The sequence below is a fragment of the Mesorhizobium sp. WSM3879 genome, from assembly GCF_002294915.1.
Taxonomy (GTDB): domain Bacteria; phylum Pseudomonadota; class Alphaproteobacteria; order Rhizobiales; family Rhizobiaceae; genus Mesorhizobium.
In genome coordinates this window covers 556,902-579,105 of sequence record NZ_NSFZ01000002.1, presented here as the reverse complement: position 1 = coordinate 579,105, position 22,204 = coordinate 556,902, and the positions used below count along the sequence as shown (strand labels likewise).

Annotated in this window: 16 protein-coding genes and 1 tRNA gene; 5 read left to right on the top strand and 12 right to left on the bottom strand. The window is 65.0% G+C overall.

What is annotated here, in order from left to right; genetic code table 11:
- Nucleotides 1-22 precede the first annotated feature (22 nt).
- Nucleotides 23-1,486 carry a betaine-aldehyde dehydrogenase gene (gene betB / locus CK218_RS06105; protein ID WP_095827165.1) on the top strand — a complete coding sequence of 488 codons (1,464 nt, stop codon included), beginning with the start codon at nt 23-25 and terminating at the stop codon, nt 1,484-1,486.
- 85 nt (nt 1,487-1,571) lie between these two features.
- On the opposite strand, the gene CK218_RS06100 is transcribed toward betB, so the two are convergent.
- The gene (locus CK218_RS06100) at nt 1,572-3,809 is read right to left on the bottom strand and encodes an AGE family epimerase/isomerase (protein WP_095827164.1); all 2,238 of its coding nucleotides are present in this window, start codon (nt 3,807-3,809) and stop codon (nt 1,572-1,574) included.
- 10 nt (nt 3,810-3,819) lie between these two features.
- Nucleotides 3,820-5,340: a phosphomannomutase/phosphoglucomutase gene (locus tag CK218_RS06095; protein ID WP_095827163.1), complete on the bottom strand. Its 1,521-nt coding sequence runs from the start codon at nt 5,338-5,340 to the stop codon at nt 3,820-3,822.
- 200 nt (nt 5,341-5,540) lie between these two features.
- Between CK218_RS06095 and CK218_RS06090 the strand changes: the two genes are divergently transcribed.
- Nucleotides 5,541-5,617: transfer RNA gene (locus CK218_RS06090), tRNA-Pro, on the top strand.
- Between the two features lie 141 nt (nt 5,618-5,758).
- Here CK218_RS06090 and CK218_RS06085 read toward each other — a convergent pair.
- The 6 genes from CK218_RS06085 to CK218_RS06060 all read right to left on the bottom strand — a co-directional run bounded on the left by CK218_RS06085 (nt 5,759) and on the right by CK218_RS06060 (nt 13,499).
- Nucleotides 5,759-7,549 (bottom strand): alpha/beta fold hydrolase, encoded by a 1,791-nt coding sequence (locus tag CK218_RS06085; protein WP_095827162.1) that lies wholly within the window; start codon nt 7,547-7,549, stop codon nt 5,759-5,761.
- The gene (locus CK218_RS06080) at nt 7,546-10,083 is read right to left on the bottom strand and encodes a glycoside hydrolase family 2 protein (protein WP_245434920.1); all 2,538 of its coding nucleotides are present in this window, start codon (nt 10,081-10,083) and stop codon (nt 7,546-7,548) included. Before CK218_RS06080 ends, CK218_RS06085 begins: the two co-directional genes overlap by 4 nt.
- 37 nt (nt 10,084-10,120) lie before the next feature.
- Nucleotides 10,121-11,119: a DUF1839 family protein gene (locus CK218_RS06075; protein ID WP_095827161.1), complete on the bottom strand. Its 999-nt coding sequence runs from the start codon at nt 11,117-11,119 to the stop codon at nt 10,121-10,123.
- A 1-nt stretch (nt 11,120) separates the two neighbouring features.
- Nucleotides 11,121-12,044, bottom strand: coding sequence for an amino acid--[acyl-carrier-protein] ligase (locus CK218_RS06070; RefSeq protein WP_095827160.1), 924 nt, complete (start codon nt 12,042-12,044; stop codon nt 11,121-11,123).
- Between the two features lies 1 nt (nt 12,045).
- Complete coding sequence (locus tag CK218_RS06065) at nt 12,046-13,185, bottom strand: acyl-CoA dehydrogenase family protein (RefSeq protein ID WP_095827233.1); 1,140 nt, start codon at nt 13,183-13,185, stop codon at nt 12,046-12,048.
- Nucleotides 13,186-13,253: 68 nt separating this feature from the next.
- On the bottom strand, nt 13,254-13,499 hold the full coding sequence (locus CK218_RS06060; RefSeq protein ID WP_066997751.1) for an acyl carrier protein: 246 nt from the start codon (nt 13,497-13,499) through the stop codon (nt 13,254-13,256).
- Between the two features lie 352 nt (nt 13,500-13,851).
- On the opposite strand from CK218_RS06060, the gene CK218_RS06055 reads away from it, so the two are divergent.
- Nucleotides 13,852-14,175, top strand: a complete 324-nt coding sequence (locus CK218_RS06055; RefSeq protein ID WP_095827159.1) for a hypothetical protein — start codon at nt 13,852-13,854, stop codon at nt 14,173-14,175.
- A 27-nt stretch (nt 14,176-14,202) separates the two neighbouring features.
- Here the strand turns inward: CK218_RS06055 and CK218_RS06050 are convergent, their stop codons facing one another.
- The 4 genes from CK218_RS06050 to CK218_RS06035 all read right to left on the bottom strand — a co-directional run bounded on the left by CK218_RS06050 (nt 14,203) and on the right by CK218_RS06035 (nt 19,644).
- Nucleotides 14,203-15,819, bottom strand: a complete 1,617-nt coding sequence (locus tag CK218_RS06050; protein WP_095827232.1) for an ABC transporter ATP-binding protein — start codon at nt 15,817-15,819, stop codon at nt 14,203-14,205.
- 17 nt (nt 15,820-15,836) lie between these two features.
- Nucleotides 15,837-16,961 carry an ABC transporter permease subunit gene (locus CK218_RS06045; RefSeq protein WP_095777923.1) on the bottom strand — a complete coding sequence of 375 codons (1,125 nt, stop codon included), beginning with the start codon at nt 16,959-16,961 and terminating at the stop codon, nt 15,837-15,839.
- Nucleotides 16,954-17,877 (bottom strand): ABC transporter permease subunit, encoded by a 924-nt coding sequence (locus CK218_RS06040; RefSeq protein ID WP_066997760.1) that lies wholly within the window; start codon nt 17,875-17,877, stop codon nt 16,954-16,956. Before CK218_RS06040 ends, CK218_RS06045 begins: the two co-directional genes overlap by 8 nt.
- Nucleotides 17,878-18,051: 174 nt before the next feature.
- Nucleotides 18,052-19,644, bottom strand: coding sequence for a peptide ABC transporter substrate-binding protein (locus CK218_RS06035; RefSeq protein ID WP_066997763.1), 1,593 nt, complete (start codon nt 19,642-19,644; stop codon nt 18,052-18,054).
- Between the two features lie 167 nt (nt 19,645-19,811).
- On the opposite strand from CK218_RS06035, the gene CK218_RS06030 reads away from it, so the two are divergent.
- Both CK218_RS06030 and CK218_RS06025 read left to right on the top strand, forming a co-directional pair.
- Nucleotides 19,812-20,381 (top strand): TadE/TadG family type IV pilus assembly protein, encoded by a 570-nt coding sequence (locus tag CK218_RS06030; RefSeq protein ID WP_245434917.1) that lies wholly within the window; start codon nt 19,812-19,814, stop codon nt 20,379-20,381.
- Nucleotides 20,381-22,198: a pilus assembly protein TadG-related protein gene (locus tag CK218_RS06025; protein ID WP_348628712.1), complete on the top strand. Its 1,818-nt coding sequence runs from the start codon at nt 20,381-20,383 to the stop codon at nt 22,196-22,198. The genes CK218_RS06030 and CK218_RS06025 overlap by 1 nt, the downstream gene beginning before the upstream one ends.
- Nucleotides 22,199-22,204 lie beyond the last annotated feature (6 nt).

Below are 22,204 nucleotides of genomic sequence, written 5' to 3'. Positions count from 1 at the left end.
GCGATTACGAACGGAGAAGACCATGCGCGCCCAGCCAACGGCATCGCACTACGTCAACGGCCGCTACATCGAGGACGAAGGCGGCGCGCCACTGCCGGTGATCTATCCGGCGACGGGCGAGACCATCGCCACGCTGCATTCGGCGACGCCGAACGTGCTGGAGTTGGCGATCGAGGCCGCGCGCACGGCGCAGCCGGCCTGGGCACGGATGAAGCCGGTCGAGCGCGGCCGCGTCCTGCGCCGCGCCGCTGATATCCTGCGCGCCCGCAATGCCGACCTGGCGCGCATCGAGACGCTGGACACCGGCAAGGCGATCCAGGAGACGCTGGTGGCGGACGCGCCTTCGGCCGCCGATTGCCTGGAATATTTCGCCGGCGCAGTGGCGGCCTTCAACGGCGAGATGATCGAGCTCGGCGGACCGTTTGCTTACACAAGACGAGAGCCGCTTGGTGTGTGCGTTGGCATCGGCGCCTGGAACTATCCGATCCAGATCGCCGGCTGGAAGTCGGCGCCGGCTTTAGCCATGGGCAACGCCATGGTGTTCAAGCCGTCGGAGAACACGCCGCTCTCGGCACTGGCGCTGGCCGAAATCTACAGCGAGGCGGGCCTGCCCGACGGGCTGTTCAACGTCGTGCAGGGCTATGGCGATGTCGGCGCCGGCCTCGTCGGCCATGATGTCGTGGCCAAGGTCTCGGTGACCGGCTCGGTGCCGACCGGCCGCAAGGTGCTGTCGCTTGCCGGTTCGAAAATGAAGCACGCCACGATGGAGCTCGGCGGCAAGTCGCCGCTGATCGTCTTCGACGATGCCGATCTCGAAAACGCCATCGGCGGCGCCATGCTCGGCAATTTCTATTCGACCGGCCAGATCTGCTCCAACGGCACGCGCGTCTTCGTGCAGAAGGGCCTGCATGACCGCTTCGTCGAGCGGCTGATCGAGCGCACCAAAAAAATCCGCATCGGCGATCCACTCGATCCGGAAACGCAAATGGGGCCGCTGGTCAACAAGGCGCAGCAGGAAAAGGTTGTTTCCTACATCGCCGCCGGCAGAGAGGAGGGTGCGACGCTTGCCTGCGGCGGCAACGTGCCGTCGCTGCAGGGCTTCGAAGGTGGCTTCTTCATCGAACCGACCGTGTTCACCGGCGTGACCGATGGCATGCGCATCGCGCGCGAGGAAATCTTCGGACCGGTGATGAGCGTGCTGAAATTCGACAGCGAGGACGAGGTGATCGAACGCGCCAACAATACCGAATTCGGCCTCGCTGCAGGCGTCTTCACCCGCGACCTGGCACGCGCCCATCAGGTGATCGCCGAGCTGCAGGCAGGCACCTGCTGGATCAACGCCTACAATCTGACGCCGGTGGAAATGCCCTTCGGCGGCGTCAAGCAGTCCGGCATCGGCCGCGAGAACTCGCTGGCGGCGCTGGCGCACTATTCGCAGCTGAAGGCGGTCTATGTCGAGACTGGGGATGTGGCGAGCCCGTATTGACTTGGCGATTGGCCAAAAGCCCGCAGTGACAGCAATCTCCCCCGGGTAGAGATTGGCAGCTTCTGCGTTGCCGCCAGTTGCCCCCTCACCCCTTCTCCGCCGTTCCGTCCAGATACTGCGTCAGCGCGCAAACCAGATGGTAGAAGATGCTGGCCGGCACGTCGCTCGCCAATGACCGGCCGCGCTCGTCGATGCGGTCAATCCAGAGGCCGACCGGCGCCGGGTCGATGTGCCAGCGGAACAGGTGGCCGACGCGCGCCTCGATCTCCGGTTTGAGGTCCGGCCCACCCGAGCCGTCGAGCGCGATCGCAGCCTTGATCGCCTCGGCCTGCGGCCAGCTGCGCGAGACCGTGTCGAGCGGAAGGCCCTGGCGCGAGACGGCGCCATAGGCAAGGCCGGTGGCGCGGTTGAGGCCGTTGGCGACAGCCGAGGCATAGAGCTTGCGGGCGAAGCCGGTGAGTTCGGCCTGGCCGCTGCGGGCGGCGAAATCGACGAGCAGCGAGGCCCATTCGAAATGGTGGCCGGGTTCGGTCCATGTTCCTTTCTCGCCCGCCACGGGCTTCCAGCCGTCGTCGAAATACTCGCCCAGCGTCCAGCTTTCGGCATCGAAGAAATGACTGCGGAAGAGATCTATGACGCGCGCCGCGCGGCGCAGGTAGGCGCGCTCGCCAGTGGCTCTGTGCCAAGCGAGAAAGGCTTCGAGCAGATGCATGTGCGGGTTGGAGCGACGCTCGCCCTCGCCGTCGGAGGTTTCGAGGAAACCTGTCATGCGGCTGTCCTCGAGATGAGCATCGAGGAAAGCAAAGGTTTCCTCGGCGAGCCGCAACGCATCGGGATGACCCGACATATGCGCGTGCGCCAGCGCCAACAGCACGCAGGAATGGTCGTAGGCATCCTCGACCGGATCGGCGACCGAGCCGTCGATATTGAGCGTGCGCACCCAGCCGCCTTTGTCGGTGCGGCCCCGGCCTGCCATGAAGTCAAGGCCATGAGCGATCAGCCGATCCGCCGGTCCATCCCAGCCGCGCTCCTTGGCGACGGCGAAGGCATAGATCTGACGCGCCTGGGTGCGCATGCGTTTTGGCTTCATCAACGGCGCGGCGTCGAAGCCCAGCGCCTCGTGGAAGCCGCCATGGCGCTCATCGACGCCTGACCTCGACCACAGCGGCAGCGTCTCCTCGAACAGCCAGTGCCGAACGCGGCGCCGCCAGGCGCCGCTCTCGATGACGCGGTCATGCGCCGGCGTGAACCTCGTCTCCAGCCGGCCGGATTTCTCCAGTTGCTCGACGATCTTCTTGACGTGCTGGCTGTGGCTGACCGGCGCCACGAAGGTGGCGTCTGCCGTCGAGACGATCGCCACGTCCTTCATGCCGATGGCCGACAGCAGCCGGCCGTCGCCGCGGATGTAGGAGTTCTCGCAATCTATGGCCAGGACATCGCCAAGGATGACGTTACCGTGGCTGTCGGACGGGCCGACATCGAGCAGCGACTGCCACGAACCGAGATCGTTCCAGCGGAATCCGGCCGGCACCATGGCGATGTCCTTGGCCCGCTCCATGACAGCGTAGTCGATCGAGGTCGACGGGATCGCCGAGTAGAGTTCCAGCGGCATGTAAAGCCCGGAAAGATCGTTGGTCGCCGCGTGATACGCGGCTTCCGTCGCCTGCCAGATCTTGGGCTCGAACGCGGCGAAGGCAGCGCGCATGACGCCGGCGCGAAACAGGAAAATGCCGGTATTCCAGTAGAAACTGCCGGCGTCGAGATAACCCCGCGCGGTGGCGAGGTCGGGCTTCTCGACGAAGCGAGAGACGTCGAACACGCCGTCGCGGTCGGCCGCGACCTCGATATAGCCATAGCCGGTTTCGGGCTGCGTCGGCTTGATCCCGAACACCACCAGGCGACCGGCTCTCGCCGCCGCAGCACCCGCTTCAACGCTCTGCCAGAACTGGCGCGCGGTGGAGATTTCGTGGTCGGAGGGCACCACGAGAACAAGCTCGTCGCCAAATTCGGAGAGGGTGCGCAGGCTGGCAAGCGCCACGGCAGCGGCGGTGTTGCGCCCCGTGGGCTCGAACAATGGGCCGCCGCCGGCGAGATCAATGCCGGCAAGATCGGCATGGACGCGCTCGGCATGGCGCTCCGATGCGATGAGAAAGATCGGTGTCTGCCCTTCAGGCCGCGCGGCCAGCCGGCGCAAGGTCTTGGCCAGCATCGAGCCGTCGCCGGAAAGGTCGTGGAATTGCTTGGGATTGTCCTCGCGCGACAGGGGCCATAACCGCGAGCCGACGCCGCCGCTCATGACGAAACTGACGATGCGCTGGCTCATGGCTGCCCTGTCAGAAGGTCTGGTTGTAGGCGCCGACTTCGGGACTGCGGCGCAGCACGGCGTCGACGGCTTCGAACATCTGCCGGCGCCGCTCGGACGATACCGGGCTCTCGACCACCACGACAAGCTCGGGCTTGTTCGAGGAGGCGCGCACCAGGCCCCAGGTGCCGTCCTCCGCGACGACGCGCACCCCGTTGACGGTGATGAGCGTTGCGATCTTCTGGCCGGCGAAGTCAGCACCTTCGCGGTGCATCGTCTGAAAATCCGCCACGACGCGGTCGACCACGCCGTATTTCACCTCGTCGGGGCAGTGCGATGACATGGTCGGCGTACCGTAGGTCAGCGGCAGCGCGCGGCAGAGATCGGCCATCGAGCTCCGCGGATTGCGGTCGAGCATCTGGCAGACGACGATCGCTGTGATCAGCCCGTCGTCATAGCCGCGGCCGATTGGCGGGTTGAAGAAGAAATGCCCGGATTTCTCGAAGCCGGCGACGGCACCGAGCTCGGCAACGCGGCGCTTGATATAGGAATGGCCGGTCTTCCAATAGTCAGTTGTGGCGCCGTTCGCCCTGAGCACATGATCGGTGGCGAAAAGCCCCGTCGACTTGACGTCGACGACGAAGGCCGAGCCCGGATGGAACGATGAAATATCGCGCGCGAGCATAAGCCCGACCTTGTCGGCGAAGATCTCGTTGCCCTCGTTGTCGGCGACGCCGCAGCGGTCGCCGTCGCCATCGAAGCCCAGTCCGACATCTGCGCCCGTCTCCAGCACCTTCTCGCTGATGGCACGCAGCATCTGCATGTCCTCGGGATTGGGATTGTAGCGCGGGAACGCATGGTCGAGCTCGACGTCGAGCGGGATCACCTCGCAGCCGACACGCGCCAGCGCTTCCGGCGCGAAGGCGCCAGCCGTGCCGTTGCCGCAGGCGCAAACGACGTTGAGCTTTCTCGAGATGTGTTTGCCCTTGGTAAGATCATCGACATAGAGCTCCCGGAAACCGGAGATGAACTCGTAGGCACCGTCGCCGCGGAGGTCGAAGTCGGCTTCGAGCACGATCTTCTTCAACGCGCCCATCTCTTCCGGACCGAAGGTGAGCGGCCGCGCCGCCCCCATCTTGACGCCGGTCCAGCCATTCTCGTTATGCGAGGCGGTGACCATGGCGACCGAGGGTGTATCGAGCGCGAACTGCGCGAAATAGGCCATGGGGGACAAAGCCAGGCCGATATCCTTCACCCGGGCGCCCGCCGCCATCAGGCCGGAGACCAGCGCCAGCTTGATCGACAGCGAATAGGAGCGGAAATCATGGCCGGTGACGATATCCGGCCCAACGCCCAAGCGCCGGATCAGCGTGCCCAGACCCATGCCGAGCGCCTGGACGCCGATCAAATTGAGCTCCGGCGCCTTGGTCGAGCCGGGATGGCCGACCCACCAGCGCGCGTCGTACTCGCGAAAGCCCGACGCCTTGATCAGCGCCGAGGTCTCGAATTCGAAGCTGTTGGGCCGGGCTTCGCCAACAATCGTGAAGGTCAATGGTCGAAACTCCAGAGAGCCGGAATGCCGATCTGTAAAGGGCGCGGCTTATCACGAAAGCCTTTAAGCCGGTCTTTATCCGACGGCTATATCGCATGCCATCCGGGCAAGCTGGGTGAAAGCCGAGAAATGCGACACAAGTGCAGCCATTGACGCTTGCAGGATCGGAAAGTGGCGGCTATAAGCCCGCCGTCTGGTCACGGAGTGTAGCGCAGTCTGGTAGCGCACATCGTTCGGGACGATGGGGTCGCAGGTTCAAATCCTGCCACTCCGACCAGAACGAAATCTCCCGAAAGTCTTTAGTTTCCCTGATTTATTCAAACCTTTCGGCGTCGCGCAGAGAACCGTATCGCTGCGTGACGCTTCAAGACGCGACGCGCTTGCCGCATGTCAATACTCAAGCCGAACTGATGATCCCCTACGGCGCCAGGAAGGAAGGGCTTGCCGTCGCGCGCGCCGGCTCGGAACGAGCATAACCGTCACGCCTGATGCCGCCATGGTCGATCAAGCGAGCGATCACGGCGCGCCGTGCGTGATACGGCGTCAGCGTGTGGTCGGCATTCGGCAGCGAGACCCTGGTCACGCCGCGAATGCTATCGAGCCGCTCTTCCTCCGAGCCAAAATGGCGGGCGATCTCCTTCAGGCTCAGATCGCCTTCCGAGGTTACCAGGAGGACCCGCACGCCGCGGCCGCATAGGTCGCGCATCCAGCGTTCCACCCGCCGCTGTCCAAGCAGCGCGGCCGGATGCAGCATCGACAATGTGGACTTGATCGCCTCCAGCCCGCGCCGGACGATCAGCCGGGCGCATCGCGAAGCGATCCCGCGCCATGCGGCGTCGGCCGGCTCGCGGCTCTCCTGCCTGGCGGCAGCGTTCTGCCCGAGCACGGCCTTGGACGTCTCGTAAGTCTTCCAGACCGCCATCTCCAGCGCGTAGGAACCGTTCCAGGCGAAGCAGAGCGGGTTGATCATGGTCAGCATCCGTACCCGCCGATCGGCCCGCGCCGCGTGAAAAGCCTGAAATGCGCCTGCGCAGGTGCCGACCAGGCCGACCCCGGGGTAGCCGGCTCGCTCCATCCAGTTGATCGCACGACTTACATCATGGCGCGTGCGCCGGTCATAAAGGAACAGGCGCCCTTCCTCGGTCGGATCGCTGAGGCCAAGTCCGGGCAGGTCGACGCGCAGCGAGGCTACGCCTTCCGCCGCCAGAGCTCGCGCCGCTTCCACCGTGCCGCGCGCCCAGCCGACATGCGGCACGCCACCGGCATTGAGGAAGATCACCGGCTCAGCCTCGGTCTGGCGTTCGCGCGGTCGGCAAAGCACACCGCAGATCATCGGCGCCGGTCCAATCAGCACCGGGCTTTCCGTGTAATGCGGACCGTCCAGTATCTCCGACGCAGCGCGCGGCATGGCCTTTCCCGCTGCCGCTTCGCCGGTCTGGTCGGCGATCCAGGCGGCGCAGCGATCTAGAGCGGCGGCCGGAATCCGGTTGGCGGTCGGGTCGCACATCAAGAGAGGATAGCCATCGAACTCGGCCGTCGCGATTTCCGCAGCGCCAGCCGTGTCGCCGCGCACCTCTTCCGCAGCCAGCGGCTTGCCGTTTGTAAGCACCAGCATCGGCAGGGATGGAAGGCCAGCCGCGGCATGCCGCCAATCGAGCGCCGAGAGATCAGCCAGCGTTTCATGCGAAATTCGGAAGCCGGCGGCCTCGCGCCCCTCGGCGAAAACCCCTTCGCCCGCCGAGCGGCTGGCCAGCGGCGCGTCGATCATGCGCGACATGGCTGTGATCTCGCGAACATAGGCCTTGCCGGAGGACGGCGGCGCGAGCAGCACGAGACCCGCCACGTCGTCGCGTCCGGCCGCCGCCAGCGGGGCCAGCAGGGCACCAAGCCGGAAGCCGACCAAAATGACGTCCGCCACGCCGCAATCCTGCTTCAGCCGATCGATCGCCGCGCCTATGCTCGCCGTCCACCGTTGCACCTGACCGGGCGTTGAATGGTCCCCGGCGGCATTGCCGCAGCCGGGATAGTCGAATTGCAGCGCCGGCAGACCGTTTTCGGCCGACTTGTCAGCCAGAAGCCGCAGGAAACGCCGGCTGCACAGGTCCTCGTGGCCATGCGCCCCAGCGATCACGACACCCCGGCCGCGCCGCCCGGTGCCCCTGCCTTCATGAAGCCAGCCGATCGTGTCGGCGAAGACGACCCCCTTCATGCCACGCTCCCAGCAGGCCGCAACGACTGCATGCTCTCCACCCTGGTCTCTACATTGTCGGCTTGCGGCGCATCGTAGGCCACCTCGCGATCGCCATTCAGCGCCGTCACGACGCCGGCCGGAGTGGCAGAGGCCGGCCCATCCAGGCCAATTTCCTTCACCGCGCCCGGCATCAGGTGGAAGCCGTTCTCGCGCGGGAAGAACAGCCCATCCTTGATGGCGACGTGATAGGCGGCGCGTCTGCAGGCGAGCCGCAGACGCCAGCCGTCGCTTCCGCGCATCAGCCCTGCGGACAGGCCGACATCGCGTCGCGCGGTCATGGCGCCTGGAAGCACATGAAAGGCTTCGGCCAGGATCTCGCCGTCGTGGCCTTCCAGCCTTGCCACCGTTACTTCGTGCCCGGCTGGGCCGAAGCGATAGGCGTAAGACAGATCAAAGAAGGCGCCGAGCAGCGAGAATGCCGACAGCGACTGCGCCCCGCGCGCCTGCAGAGTGACCGGCCGGCGCACCGCCACCACCGGGGTGACGCCGTCGCGCAGGCAGGCAAGCGATAGCGTCGCCTCGACTGCCCTTGCCGTGTCATTGACGAGATGGACGCCCAGCCCGTTGACGCCCTCATCGCTCAGCGTCAGCCGGAGCGGCGCGAAGGCGCGTCTCAGCGCATGCCAGACCGATTTCGGCCGACCGGCAGAATCGACGACGCCCCACCCTGCTCCCGGGAGCAGATCCTTCCAGAAGAACACCAGCGCGCCCGCCGTCGGGGAGGCCGGTCTGCGCCATTCATCGATCGTGCGCTCAACCACCTCGGCAATGACGGCGCGCGAGAGGTCGAGGTAGCACGCCGGATCCTCCATGCGCAGCCGGCGAGCGTCGACGCCGAACAGCGTCTCCAGATAATGCTCGCGCACGTCCTCGAAATCCCACGACGCACCTGCATCGCGCGGCACGCCGGCCTTCCAGCGCGGGTCGTGGCCGGGCGGAACGGGCAGATGCTCATCGAGCGTCGCCTGTTCCGGCACGTTGGCGAAGGCGAGGCATTCGCTGGCGAAACGCACCTCCGCGCGGCGCGCGTCCTCCAGCGGCCGGCAATAGGCGCCGACGCCATAGTAGTGCGTCGGGCCGGCATCCGCGGCAAAGGGCAGGCTGCCGCCGGAGGGCGAGGAGGACACCAGCGCCAGATCGGGCAGGATCGCCTGCGCGGCCGGACGCACGACATCGTCGAACCAGGGTGTCGGATCCATCGCCACCGGCATGCCGAGCATCGCGGCCTGCTGCGCCACCTCGCTGCCGCCGCACAGCACCGCCAGCGACGGCGAATGCCGAAGCCGCCTCAACAGGTTCTCCACCTCGCGCGACAGCGCCGCCCGCCAGGCCTCGCTCTTCGCCGGATAGTCGAAATTGGCGAGCATCAGGTCCTGCCAGACCAGAATGCCCATCTCGTCGCACAGCTCGTGGAAGGCATCGCTTTCATAAGCGAAGGTGCCGCCGACCCGCAGCATGTTGACGCCGGCTTGGCGCGCGAGATCGAGGTCGGGCTCGATTTCGGCTCGCTCGCAGGGCAGTCGCACGGGATCGGAGGGCGTCCAGACCGCGCCGCGGCAGAACACCGGCACGCCGTTGACGACCAGGCGAAAATCGCGTCCGTCGGCACCGCGATCGATCTCGATGCGGCGGAATCCGACCCGGCCCAGCCGGCTGCGCACCGTGCCCAGCGTCGCCATCACTTCGTGCAGCGCCGGCTCGCCATGTCTGTTCGGCCACCATGGGGCGACATCGGCAATGGCCAATTCCGCCGTCAGCCGGGTGGGTGTCTCGAACTTGAGGGGCGCGCGCACTCCGGCACAGCTGACATGCGCCCTTTGCGCATTGTCGAAGGGTTCGGCGAGGGTGATCGCAACGGCAAGATGCCCGGTGGCGCCGTCGAGCCTGGCGCGCATATGGGCATCGAGGATGCGCGGCCCGCCAACTTCCCGAATCAGCTTGATGGGACGCCACGGCCCGACGACATCGAAGCTCGGACACCAGCCCGGCATATGGCCGATCAGGGTCGTGCGCACCAGCCGCAGCCGCTGATCGTCGATCATGCGAGGGCGCCAGCGGGCGCGCGGACCGATCGCCGTTTCCAGATGGCGGTCGAGACTGCGAAAGACGATGGCGAGCTGCTCGCCCCCTGAAAGGCTTACCGCAGCCTCATGGCGCTCGAACATCGAGGTCGAGGTGAGCAGCAGCCGCTCGCCAAGCCAGACCTCGGCGACAGTCGCCAGCCCCTCGAACACCAGCCGCACCGAGCCGGTCGCGTCGAGCCTGCGGCTGTACCAGACATCGCGGTCGTGCAGCCGGGTTGGCTGCTTGCGGTCCCAGCGGCCATGCTTTTCCAGCGTGGCGGCCGCCGTGCCGGGACAGGCCGCGCCCAGCCATTCGGCGTTTGCGTCGATGTCATTCGGCGAAGCCCAGGCACCGGCCGCCGAGATAGCCATCCGCCACCCACGATCCAGCAATCCGGCAGTGCCGGCGATCGACACCGTGGCGTCCATTCCCCCACCCATCATCAAATGCGCCTCGGCCGGCCCGCTAGGCCGCCTTGGAGGCGACACCGGCCATGCGGGCGTCCAGCACGTCCATCACCGTTTCGTAAGCCTGCGCCATCGGCGCGATTGCTTCGGTCAAGCCGTCGAAGCGCTGCCGCGCCATCGCGCGGGCGAGCTTGAACTGCATGACCTTGGCGCCCTCGGCAATGTTACCGGCGGCTTGCACCGCCTCTGCCAGACAGGTTTCGCCGTGCTGCCCCAGCCATTCGAGATGACTGCCAAGAAGTTCGAAATTCGCGCCGACCTGCCGCAGCGTGTTGAAGGCATAGGTGTGGAAATAGGCAGGCGACTTCGTCGCCAGCCTTTCAGCGTGGCGGCCGAACGCGGCCGCATAGGCGCCGAGCGGATTGCGCTTCGGCCGCCGCTTCAGGTGATGCGCGAGCAGCGCCGCCGCGGTCCCGACCGTGTCGCGGGCCGGGCGCGTGGCGTCGAGCTTCACGAATTCCGCGTAAGGAAACAGCGGCAGGTCGCCTGCCGTCACACCATCCCATTGGCCGAAGATGCCGTCATAGTCTTGGCCCTCGAGCGCGAAGTAGCCGTCATTGTGGAAGTAGCGCATCTGCCGCGCCTCGGGATCGAGCGCATTGATGCCGACCGTGGTCTTGGAATGGCCGCTGCGGTAGGTGATGCCTTTGGTGTCGGGCAGGTAGAAGGCATCGACCTCGACCAGCGGCAGCCGGCCGAGCTCGACTTGCGTCAGCACATGCGTCTCCAGCCGGTCGAAGACCGCCAGCTCCTGGATGTCCAGCCCCGCCAGCCTCTGCAGGTCGGCGGTCGGAAACTTGAAGAACGTGAACTGATCACCTTCGAAATCCTGCGCCGCAGTGAAACCGAGCGCTGCGACCGGATCGTGCCCGGTCGCGTGCAGAACCTCGATCAGGAGATCCACGTAGCAGTTGGTTTGCGGCCAGCGCCTTTGCGGATCGTGCAGCCAGTGCGGCCGGTAGCTGGCCGGATCGAGGCCGGCGATCGCGCTCAGCATCTCACACGCCCCACAGCACGTCGCGGACCGCCGCCGGCCAGGCTTCCGTGTCCGGCCCGTGGTGGCGGAACAGCGCCAGCGCCACGCGCTCCAGCCCGAAGCCGACGCAGGCCGAATGGCAGAACTCCCCGTCGGCGAACTTCAGGCCCCAGGTCTGGCCAAAATGGTCCTGGTGATAATTGAAGCTCAAGCAGGCGGTCGGCTTCTCGATGCTGGTCACCGGAATCAGCAGCTCGAATTTCAAGCCCTGATCGCGCTGGTTGTTGGCCATCATCCTGCCGCCTCGGCCGAAGAACGGATCGTTGGCAAGATCGACCTCGCAGGGCAGGTCGAGCGACTCGATCATGGCCCTGCCGCGCTTCAGCCAGCTTTCGCGGAACGAGCGCACCTGCTCGGCCGTGCCGATCTTGACGAATTCGCGCATGCGGAAGAGCTGCATGCGCGCCGGGTCTTTCGACGGCTCGTGGCGGAAGCAGTAGGAGGAGAGTTCGAAAAGCAGGCCCTGCGCCGGCACCGGGCCGCGCGCAGCGATGGTAGGATAGAGCGGATAGCAGGCGGCGGGTGTCAGCGCGAGGTCCGTCGCCTTCTGCAGCTCCGTCCAGTCTCCGCCGTCAGCCATCATGCCGAGCAGCTGCGCATGCTCCCGCTCGCCGCCCATGAAGGAATGCACGCAGCCGGCAAGCTGCGGAAAGTTTTTCATGTAGCCGCTCTTCTCCAGCGTCGCGCGGCTCATGCCCGGCGGAAAATGGATGCGGGTGGCCTTGTCGGGCGCGCCGAGGCGGCTGACGAGACGCTCGAACCGCTCGATCACGTCCTCGAACGCGCCCGAACGGCCATAAAGGCCGTCAACGCCGGATTCGAACAGGATGCCGTTCTCGAACAGGCTGTCCAGCAACGACTTGGAGTCGAATGTCTTGGCGTCCATCTCAGCTCCCCAGGCCGGTGTCGAAGCGGCTCATCAGCATGAGCGTCGCGGTATTGGAAAGGATGCGGTCGTTGGAGATCATCACCGGCGCCGAGGTCACATCGCGCAGCTGCCGGCCGACGCTGAACGGGGTGCCGTTCTTGTAGCCAAGAATGCCGTTGACCAGCATGGCGAGACGCACCACGGCGCCGGCTTTCTCGCTGGCCGCGACCTTCAGCGCGTTGATCTCGGCGGCGAAGCCGATCGAAGACAGCGCGTCGTCCTCGCCCGCGGCCGCTTCGAAGCGGTGGATGGCGGCCGCAAGGTGGCCTTTCATCTCCTGCAAAAGGGCGGCCGCTTCGGCCAGCCTCAGCGCGCCCGGCGGCATGGAGTCGGGCTGCTTGCGCGCCGCCGCCTTGACGAAGGCCTGCGCCCGATTGAAGGCGTCGGCGGCGATGCCGAACCAGGTCGCCGCCCAGAAGATGTGCGAGCTGGCCAGCATCGACTGCGCCGCGATCTCGGAGAACGGCTTCGGGAATATCTGCGCCGCGTCACCCGTGGCGACCAGATGAAAGCCGTCGGAGCAGGTGCCGCGCATGCCGAGCGTGTCCCACACCGACGTGCGCTCAAGCGTGCGGTTGCCATCGGCCGGGATCACCACCATCACCTGATCGGAGCTGGCCGCATCGGGGGCGCGACGCGCCGTGGCGAGGATGGCGTCGGCATAGTTGCCATAGGAGATGACGGTGGCTTCCTTGGTCAGCGCGAAGCGCCCGCCGGCGACCTCGACCGCACAGATCGAATTGCGCAAATTGCCGCCGATGCCGGCCTCCGTAGTCGCCGAAGCCATCAAAAGCTGCTCGTCGGCGATGCGCCGCATATAAGCGCGGTGCCAATCGCTGGCGCCTCCGTGAGTGACAAAGCTCGACGTCTTGATCTGATGCATGGCATAGATCATCGCGCTCGAGCCGCAGGCCTGGCCGAGCTGCACGATGAGGTCGGCGATCTGCATCGTGCCGAGCCCCTCGCCGCCATGCTCGATCGGGATCGCCACGCCGAGCAGGCGCTCGCGCTTCAGCGCCTCGATCGTCTCCGCCGGGAAACGCCCCTCCTTGTCGACGGGGTCGGCATGGCCGGCGGCGATCTCGGCGACGCGGCGCATGCGCTCGGTCGCGACTTCGGGCGCCTCCGCGAGCGAGGCCGCCTCTATCTTTCTCAACACGTTCATGGCTACGCCGCCTTGCGCGTCAACTGCGAAACCGCATCCGCGATGCTGGCCAGCGAAGAGAAGGTGCGCCGCGTCAGCATCGTCTCGGGGAATTCGATGTCGAACTCCTCTTCGAGCGCCAGCATCATCTGCACGGAGGCGAAGGAGGTCAGCCCCGCGTCATAGAGATTGGCGTCGTCGGCGAGCGCGCCGAAATTCAGCGGAATCATCGGATGCTGCTCGAGCAGCGAACGTATCTGGTCGATCATGGAGGCCCCACCCTTGCGTTGTGCAGCCGGCAATATCGCAGACGCAGCGCAACCGTGGCGTTAACGCCGCAGAGCAGTTTCAACCATGCCTAAGGATCGGTAACGGACCGCAATACAATTTTACGGCTCTCGATTCGGAGGGGCCTCTGTCCGGGATTTTTTGTGGCTGCGTGTCCGCATCGATATCACGCCACGGCCCCTCCGCCGCCGCCGCGACCTGGCAAAAGCCTGCCGTCAATCAATCGATCAGATAAATGGTCGACAATGGGCCCTCACTTTGGCCTAATGGTTGCCGCTATCCCATTCGAGAGCTGCTGGACGATTTTTGGAACGGCGAGACCGGGGTAAGAGTATGAAGTTCACGCTGCGGGCTCTCTTGCCGTTGACCTTGATCGCAGGCTGCTCGTCGAGTGTTGCGTCGATCAATCCGGCGAAATACGGCGGGATGAGCTGCGCCGAGCTCAACAGCGCGCTCGGCGACACCGCCACCGATATTTCGCGGACGGCAATCAGCCGCGGCAAGGTCGCCAATACCAGCGTGCCGACTTGGCTGCTCGGCGGCGAGCGCGTGAAGACGGTCGTGGCCAATCGCGATACCGCCAGGATCGAGCGGCTGCAGCAACAGCAGCAGGCGATCATCGCTGCCAGGAAGAGCCGCTGCCCGTCCTCGCAGTGAGCAGGGCGTCGCCGAGCGGCGGAAATCTCAAGCGCTGATGCGGAACCTGGTCGTATCGATCGCCGCCTTCATCAGTGTCTGCGTGTAGGCTTCCCGCGGATTGCCGAAGATCTCCTCGGCCGGCCCTTCCTCGACGATCTTTCCCTGCTTCATGACGATGATGTAGTCAGCCATGGCGCGCACCACTGCGAGGTCGTGGCTGATGAAGAGGTAGGACAGTCCGTGGTCCGCCTGCAGCTTGCGCAATAGCTCGACGATCTGCTTCTGCACCGAGCGGTCGAGCGCCGAGGTCGGCTCATCAAGCACCACCACTTTCGGCTTCAGGATCATAGCGCGGGCAATGGCGATGCGCTGGCGCTGTCCGCCGGAGAACTCATGCGGGTAGCGGTTGCGCGCGTTGGGGTCGAGGCCGACCTCGCGCAACGCCTCGACGGCACGCTGGTCGCGCTGCTTGCCCGTCAGCGAAGGCTCGTGCACCAAAAGCCCTTCGGTGATGACCTGGCCAACCGTCATGCGCGGCGACAGCGAGCCGAACGGATCCTGGAAGACGAGCTGCAATTCGCGCCGCAGCGGCCGCATCGCGTGGCGGTCGGCCTCTGAGATGTCGCGGTCGCCAAAGCGGATGACGCCGTCGCTGGGGAGCAGCCGCAGCAGCGCGCGGCCGAGCGTCGATTTGCCGGAGCCGGACTCGCCGACGATGCCGATCGTCTGGTTGCGCTTCAGCCGGATCGATATCTTGTCGACGGCCCGCAACATCAGCGGCTCGCCGCCGAGAAAACCGCCGCCGATCTTGAAGACGACCTCGACGTTGCGGCCTTCGAGCAACACGGGCGAATTGGCGGGCGCGGCCGCCTTGGTGCCGGTCGGCTCGGCGGCGAGCAGCATCTTGGTGTAGGCGTGCTGCGGATTGGCGAAAAGCGCTTCCGCCTCGCCCTCTTCCACCACCTCGCCCTGGCGCATGACATAGACGCGGTCGGCGAAACGGCGGACGATGCCGAGATCATGGGTGATGAAGACGATCGCCATGCCGAGCTTGCGCTGCAGTTCGGCAAGCAGCATCAGGATCTGCGCCTGAATGGTGACGTCCAGCGCCGTCGTCGGCTCGTCGGCGATCAGAATATCGGGATCGTTCGCCAAAGCCATCGCGATCATGACGCGCTGGCGCTGGCCGCCCGACATTTCGTGCGGATAGGATTTCATCCGCCGCTCGGGATCGGGGATGTGCACCAGTCTCAACAGCTTCAGCGCCTCTTCACGCGCGGCCTGGGCGCTCAGGCCGCGATGGCGGCGGATCGGCTCGATGAGCTGGTTGCCGATGGTGTAGAGCGGATCGAGCGAGGTCATCGGCTCCTGGAAGATCATGCTGATCTTGCGGCCGCGAACCTTGTTGAGCTCGCTCTTGGTCATCTCCAGGAGGTTGCGGCCGCGGTAGTCGACCTGGCCGGTCGCTTCGCCATTGGAGGAAAGCAGGCTCATCGCGGCCATCATCGTCTGGCTCTTGCCGGATCCGGATTCGCCGACGACGGCGACGGTCTCGCCGGCATTGACCTTTATGCTGATGCCCTTCACCGCCTCGACGGTGCCGTCGAGGGTCTGGAAGCGGACGCGCAGGTCCTTGACGCTGAGGATCGTTTCGGAAGCCATGTCAGCGATCCCCATCCTTATCGATCTTTGGGGTCGAGCGCGTCGCGCAGGCCGTCGCCGACAAAGTTCAGCGCGAACAGCGTCGAAACGAGGAAGAAGGCCGGGAACAACAGCAGCCAGTTGGCATAGCCGATGTTCTTGGCACCGACCGAAATCAGCACGCCCCAACTGGTCATCGGCTCCTGCACGCCAAGCCCGAGGAAGGACAGGAAGCTTTCCAGGATGATGACCTGCGGCACCAGCAGCGTCATGTAGATCACCACCGGCCCGAGCAGGTTGGGGATGACGTGGCGCACGAGGATGCCGCGCTGGCCGACGCCCATCGCTTCCGCCGCCTGAACGTATTCTTGCCTGCGGATCGACAGCGCCTGGCCGCGCACGATGCGCGCCATGTCGAGCCACAGCACCGCCCCTACCGCCAGGAACATCAGCACGAAGTTGCGGCCGAAGAACACCACCAGCATGATGACGAAGAAGATGAAGGGCAGCGAGTAAAGCACGTCGACGATGCGCATCATCACTTCGTCGACCCTGCCGCCGGCAAAGCCGGCCGTCGCGCCGTAGATCACGCCGATGACGCCGGCGACGACACCGGCAAGCAGGCCGATCGCGAGCGAAATGCGCCCGGCCATCAGCGTGCGAGACAACAGATCGCGCCCGGTGTTGTCGGTGCCGAAGAAGAAATACTGCTGCTTGACGGCCGCGCTCATGGTCAACTCGAGCCCATCGGGCGACTTGCTCTCGATCTTCGTGTCGTCGAAGGCGTCGGAGCGGTCGAGATAGCGGATATTGCGGTCGTCGATCGGCTTCTTGGAGGTGACGGTGACGACGACGCGGCTGCCGTCCTGGTGCCACTCCTTGATGTCGACGCGCATGCGTTTGATCGCGTCGCTCAGCGCGCCCTGGATCATGTCGGGCTTCGGATAGGCCGACAGGCTCGGCGGCGTGCGCACATAGTCGCCGTAGATGGTCGTGTATTCATGCGGCACGACCATAGGGCCGAATACGCTGATGACGGCAATGAATGCCAGATAGTAGAGGCTGAACATGGCGGCGCGGTTGCGCTTCAGCCGCGCCCAGGCATTGCCCCAGAGCGAGCGGCCGACGATCGGCTCCGGAGCGGCTACGGCAAGCTCAGTCATAGCGCACCCTCGGATCGACGACCGCATAGAGAAGATCGACGATCAGGTTGAAAACGATCGTGAAGAGCGCGATCACCACCACGGTTCCCATGACCAGCGTGTAGTCGCGGTTGAGCGCAGCGTCTACGAAGTAGCGGCCGACGCCTGGAATGGAGAAAATGGTCTCGACGATGATCGAGCCGGTGAGCAGCGCCGCCGCCGCCGGACCGGTGAAGGAGACGATCGGCAGCACGGCGCCGCGCAGCGCGTGCTTGACCACCACCGACCAGTCGGAGAGGCCGAGCGCGCGGGCGGTGCGGATGTGGTGCGAGCGCAGGCTCTCGATCATCGAGCCGCGCATCAGGCGGGCGACGATGGCGATCTGCGGCAGGGCGAGCGTCAGCACCGGCCCGACCTTGTTGATTAGGGCGCCGTCGCCCCAGCCGCCGATCGGCAACAGCTTCCAGGAAAGGCCGAAGACGAGCTGGATCACCGGCGCGGTGACGAAGGTGGGGATGGTGCTGCCGGCCGTGGCTAAGGCGATCACCGAATAGTCGGCTATTTTATTCTGATTGAGCGCCGCGATCGTGCCGAGGATCGAGCCCAGCAGCAGCGCCAGCACCAGCGCCGAGGTACCGATCTGGACCGAGATCGGCAGGCCCTTGGCGAAGAGTTCGGTGACGGTGAAATCCGGCAGGTTGTAGCTCGGTCCGAAACTGCCGCGCAAAAGATTGCCGAGATAGTGGAGATATTGCAGCCAGAGCGGATCGTCGAGGCCGAACTGGGCTTCGAGATTGGCCCTGATCTCGGGGCTCAAGCCCCGCTCCTGGTTGAACGGGCCGCCTGGGGCGACGCGGATCAGGAAGAACGCCACCGTCACGATGACGAACAGCGTCGGGATGGCGGTCAATAGCCGCCGGAAGACATAACGCAGCATCGGCGCCCCGCTTCAGCCAGGGCGACGGCTCTCCAGACGAGATCGTGGCGCGCTGGCATCTCTGATCTTCGCACCGGCGTCGCCGAAAATACAATGCGACTTTCGGCCCGGCACGACGACAAACCGCGGCCGCCGCTCCCTAAAAGAGAGCGGCGGCACGGCCAAGGTTCCTTGTCAGTCCTTGGAGATGAAGCGAGACGGATGAATGTCCATGACATTGTCCTCGAAGCCATGCAGCTTGGAGGAAACGATGTCGTGGTAGCTGTAGTAGAGCAGCGGGATCTGGCCGACATCGTCGACGAGGATGCGCTCGGCTGCGGCGAGGTCCTTCATGCGCTCCTCAGGCTTGCCGCCGGCGGCGGCTGCCTTGTCCATGGCGGCTTCATAGGCAGGGCTGTTGTAGTTCGAGTAGTTGTTGCCGCTCGCCTTGCGCGAGATGCCTAGGAAGGTCTCCGGATCCTTGTAGTCGGCGATCCAGGCGGCGCGGGCGACGTCGTAGTTGCCCTTCTGCTCGAGGAAGCCATAGTGGGTCTTGGTGTCGGTGTTGAGCAGCGTCACCTCGATGCCGAGCGGCTTCAGCTGTTCCTGGATGGCGACCGCCGTGTTCTTGTGGTTCTCCGAGGTGTTGTAGCGGATCTCCATCTTCAACGGATGCTCGGGTGTATAGCCCAGCTTTTCCAGCACTTTCTTGGCCGCATCCTCGCGGTCGATCTGAGACATGTCGGCGTATTTTGCCAGTGCCGGCGTGTAGCCCTCGATGCCCGGAGGAACCATCGAATAGCCGGGCAGCATCGAGTTCTGCCAGACCTTCTCGGCGAGGAAGTCGCGATCGATCGCCATCGAGATGGCGTTGCGCAGCTCGACGTTGTCCCAAGGCGCCTTGTCGGTCTTGACCGCATAATAATAGGTGCCGAGATATGGCCCCACACGGATCTGGTCACCGAATTTGGTTTTGAGATCGGCGAGCTGTTCGGTCGGCAGGTCGCCATAGCTGTCGAGTTCGCCGGCCTCGAAGCGCTTCATCGCGGACGAGCGATCCTCGGTCGGGATGTAGTTGACCACGTCGAGCTTGACGCTTGCGGCGTCCCAGAACTTCGGGTTCTTGACCAGTTTCATATGGTCGTTGGGAACCCACTCCGCCAGCGTATAGGCCCCGTTGGAGACCAGTTTGCCCGGTTTGATCCAGTCGGCGCCGAGCTTGTCGATGGAAGCCTTGTTGACCGGATAGGTCGCCTGGTGGGTCAGCATCTCCAGGAAGTAGGGCGTCGGAGCCTTCAGCGTGACTTGCAGGGTGTTGGCGTCGATCGCCTTCACGCCCATATCCTCGGCCTTGCCTTTCTTGGTGTTGAAGTCCTCGGCGCCTTTCACCGGATAGAGCATCGAGGCGTATTCTGCAGCGGTGGCCGGGTCTTCCAGCCGATGGAACGAGTAGACGAAGTCGTCCGCCGTCACCGGGCTGCCATCCGACCACAGGCCGTCCTTGCGCAGCTTGAAGGTGTAGACAGTGCCGTCGTCGGACACCGTCCAGCTTTCGGCGGCGCCCGGAATGAGGTTCGTCTTCGGGTCATGCATGACGAGGCCCTGGAACAGGTCGCGTATGATATCGGCCTCGTAGACCGTCGACGTCTTGTGCGGATCGACCGTCTCCGCCTCGGCAGCGGATCCGCGATTGTAGACGGTCTCGGCAAAGGCAGGCGTGTAGAAGGCACCGGTCGCCAAAGCCATCGTGGTGGCGAACACGGTCGCCTTCAGCAGGTTTTTCAGCATGAAGTTTCTCCCTTTGGGCGCGGCCCCTCAACCACGCCTTGAGTGTTGACGCCCCGGAACCGTCAACGGGTCCCTTTTGAGCGCGCCCCCGGTTCCCTTCCGGCGGCTGGTGGCGGGAGACTAGACAGAGGAATATCTTATTTCAACTGCCCGCTGCTTGACGTCGAGTGAGCAGCGTTTCGCTAAAACAGCGATATCTAAAGCTTAGGCGCCCCGTTCAACTGTGTGCACCTTTCGGTTGTTCCAGCCGTTTTCTGTTTTTGCAAGCAGGTTTTGGCATTCTCCGGCCCATGCTGAAGAACCGAAATTTCCTTGCTCCTTGGTTCCGATTCCGGGCTGACGCCGCGGGCACATCGGCGGTCGAGTTCGCCATGCTGGCGCCGATCTTCATCCTGCTGTTGCTCGGAATGGTTGCATACGGAATCTATTTCGGCGCCAGCCATTCGGTCCAGCAGATCGCCGCGGACGCGGCGCGAACGGCGATCGCCGGCCTCAACCAGACGGAGCGCCAGGCGCTGGTCACCGATTTCATCAGCCATGACGTCGCGGGCTATGCTTTTGTCGACCCGAAAAAGCTGACGGTGGACGCCAACGACAGTACCGTCGACGGCAGCCAGTTCATCGTCTCAGTCAGCTATGACGCGCGCGACCTGCCGATCTGGAGCCTGTTCCGGACACTGCCGTTGCCGGGGACCACGATCCAGCGCCAGTCGACGATCCGGGTCGGAGGCATATGATGCGCTACTCCGCGGGGGGAGTGATGGACGCTGCGCGACGGCTGATCGCCGATGGGCGCGCCAATTTCGCGGTTATGACCGCGCTCTGCACGCCAGTGGCGCTGACGCTGACCGCGTTCGCGATCGATGAGGGCTCGCTCTATAACGAACGCCGCGCCGCGCAGTCGATCGTCGACCTCGCCGCGATCACCGCCGCCGCCAACATCAACAAAGCCCAGCAAGCCGTACTGACGACGTTGAAGGACAACGGAATCACGTCCGTCGCCGTGCAGCAGCAGGGCACCAACATCGTGCCGACCGCCAGCAAGGCGGTCGTCGAGGTCGTGCCCGGACGCTATTCGGGGGTCAGTTCCATCGCGGCCGGCAGCCGCTTCGAAGCGGACAAGCTGCCCTACAATGCCGTCCAGGTGTCGATGAAGAAGCTCGGCACGCTCTATTTCGCCGCTTCGGTGATGGCCCCGCCGGTGATCGGCACGACAGCCACCGCAAGCGCCCAGCCCGCAGCAGCATTCTCGGTCGGATCACGGCTCGCCAGCGTCAATGGCGGCGTCCTCAACGCGCTGCTCGGCGCGCTTCTGGGCGGCAACCTCTCGCTCAGCGTGATGGACTACAATTCGCTGATCTCGGCCGATGTCGACGTGCTCTCCTTCACCGATGCGCTGGCGACGCAGCTGCGTCTGACCGGTGTTACCTATTCGGATGTGCTCGGCTCGAAGGCAACGGTCGGCCAGATCGCCACCGCCATGGCCAACGTGCCCGGGCTCGACCGCACCGCCAAGCTCGCGCTGCAGACCATGGCCTCGAGCGCCACCAACTCGGTCAAGGTCCCGCTTGGCCATCTCGTCGACCTCGGCTCGGTAGGCAGTCTCGGGCTCGGACAGAAGCCCGCCGAGCTTTCGGTCAGCGCCAGCGCCATGAGCATGCTGAGCGCAGCCGCGGCGCTCGCCAACAGCACGAACCAGGTTACGGTCGACCTCGGGGCGATGATACCGGGACTGACATCGACGACGCTCCAGGTCGCCATCGGCGAACCCATGCAATCGTCGCCATGGCTGGCGGTGGGAGAATTGGGCACGGTGGTGCGCACGGCGCAGACGCGCATCAAGCTCAATGCCAGCGTCGGGATTGGAAACGGGAACAACGGCAATGGCTTTGGCAACGGCACCGGAAATGGCACAGCCGGAATGAATTTGGGGGGCGGCGTCAAGCTGCTTGCCGTCAACCTGCCGCTCAATATCGAGGTCGCCTATGCCGAAGCCAAGCTGACCGACATCAGCTGCCCAACCGGCCCCTCCAGCATCAAGGTCTCAATCGCCGCGCAGCCGGGCGTCGTCGCGGCCCATCTCGCCGACAGCAACGCCGGCGGCTTCGCGGATTTCGACAAGCCGCAATCCTTCAGCGACGCCGACATCGCCGACGTCAGCCTCAAGATGCTGCTGGCCAACCTCAATCTGCTGCAGATCAAGGGATCGTCGGCCTTCTCGGTCACCAACATGGCGCCGACGAACCTGACCTTCAGCGCCACCGAGATCGCCAACAAGGCGATCAAGACAGTGTCGACCAAGAACCTGACGCAGTCGCTCACCACCTCGCTGGTGAACAACCTGTCGCTGACGGTCAACGCGCTCGGCCTCGGTCTCGACGCGACCACCCTGCTCGGCACGGTGAAGCCGGCGGTGACGACGCTGCTCAACGGCGTCACCGCGCCGGTCGACAACCTCGTCTACAATGTGCTTGCGGTGCTTGGCGTGCATGTCGGCGAGGCCTATGTGCGGGTCACCGGCGCGACTTGCGGACGCTCGGTGCTGGTGCAGTAGCGACCG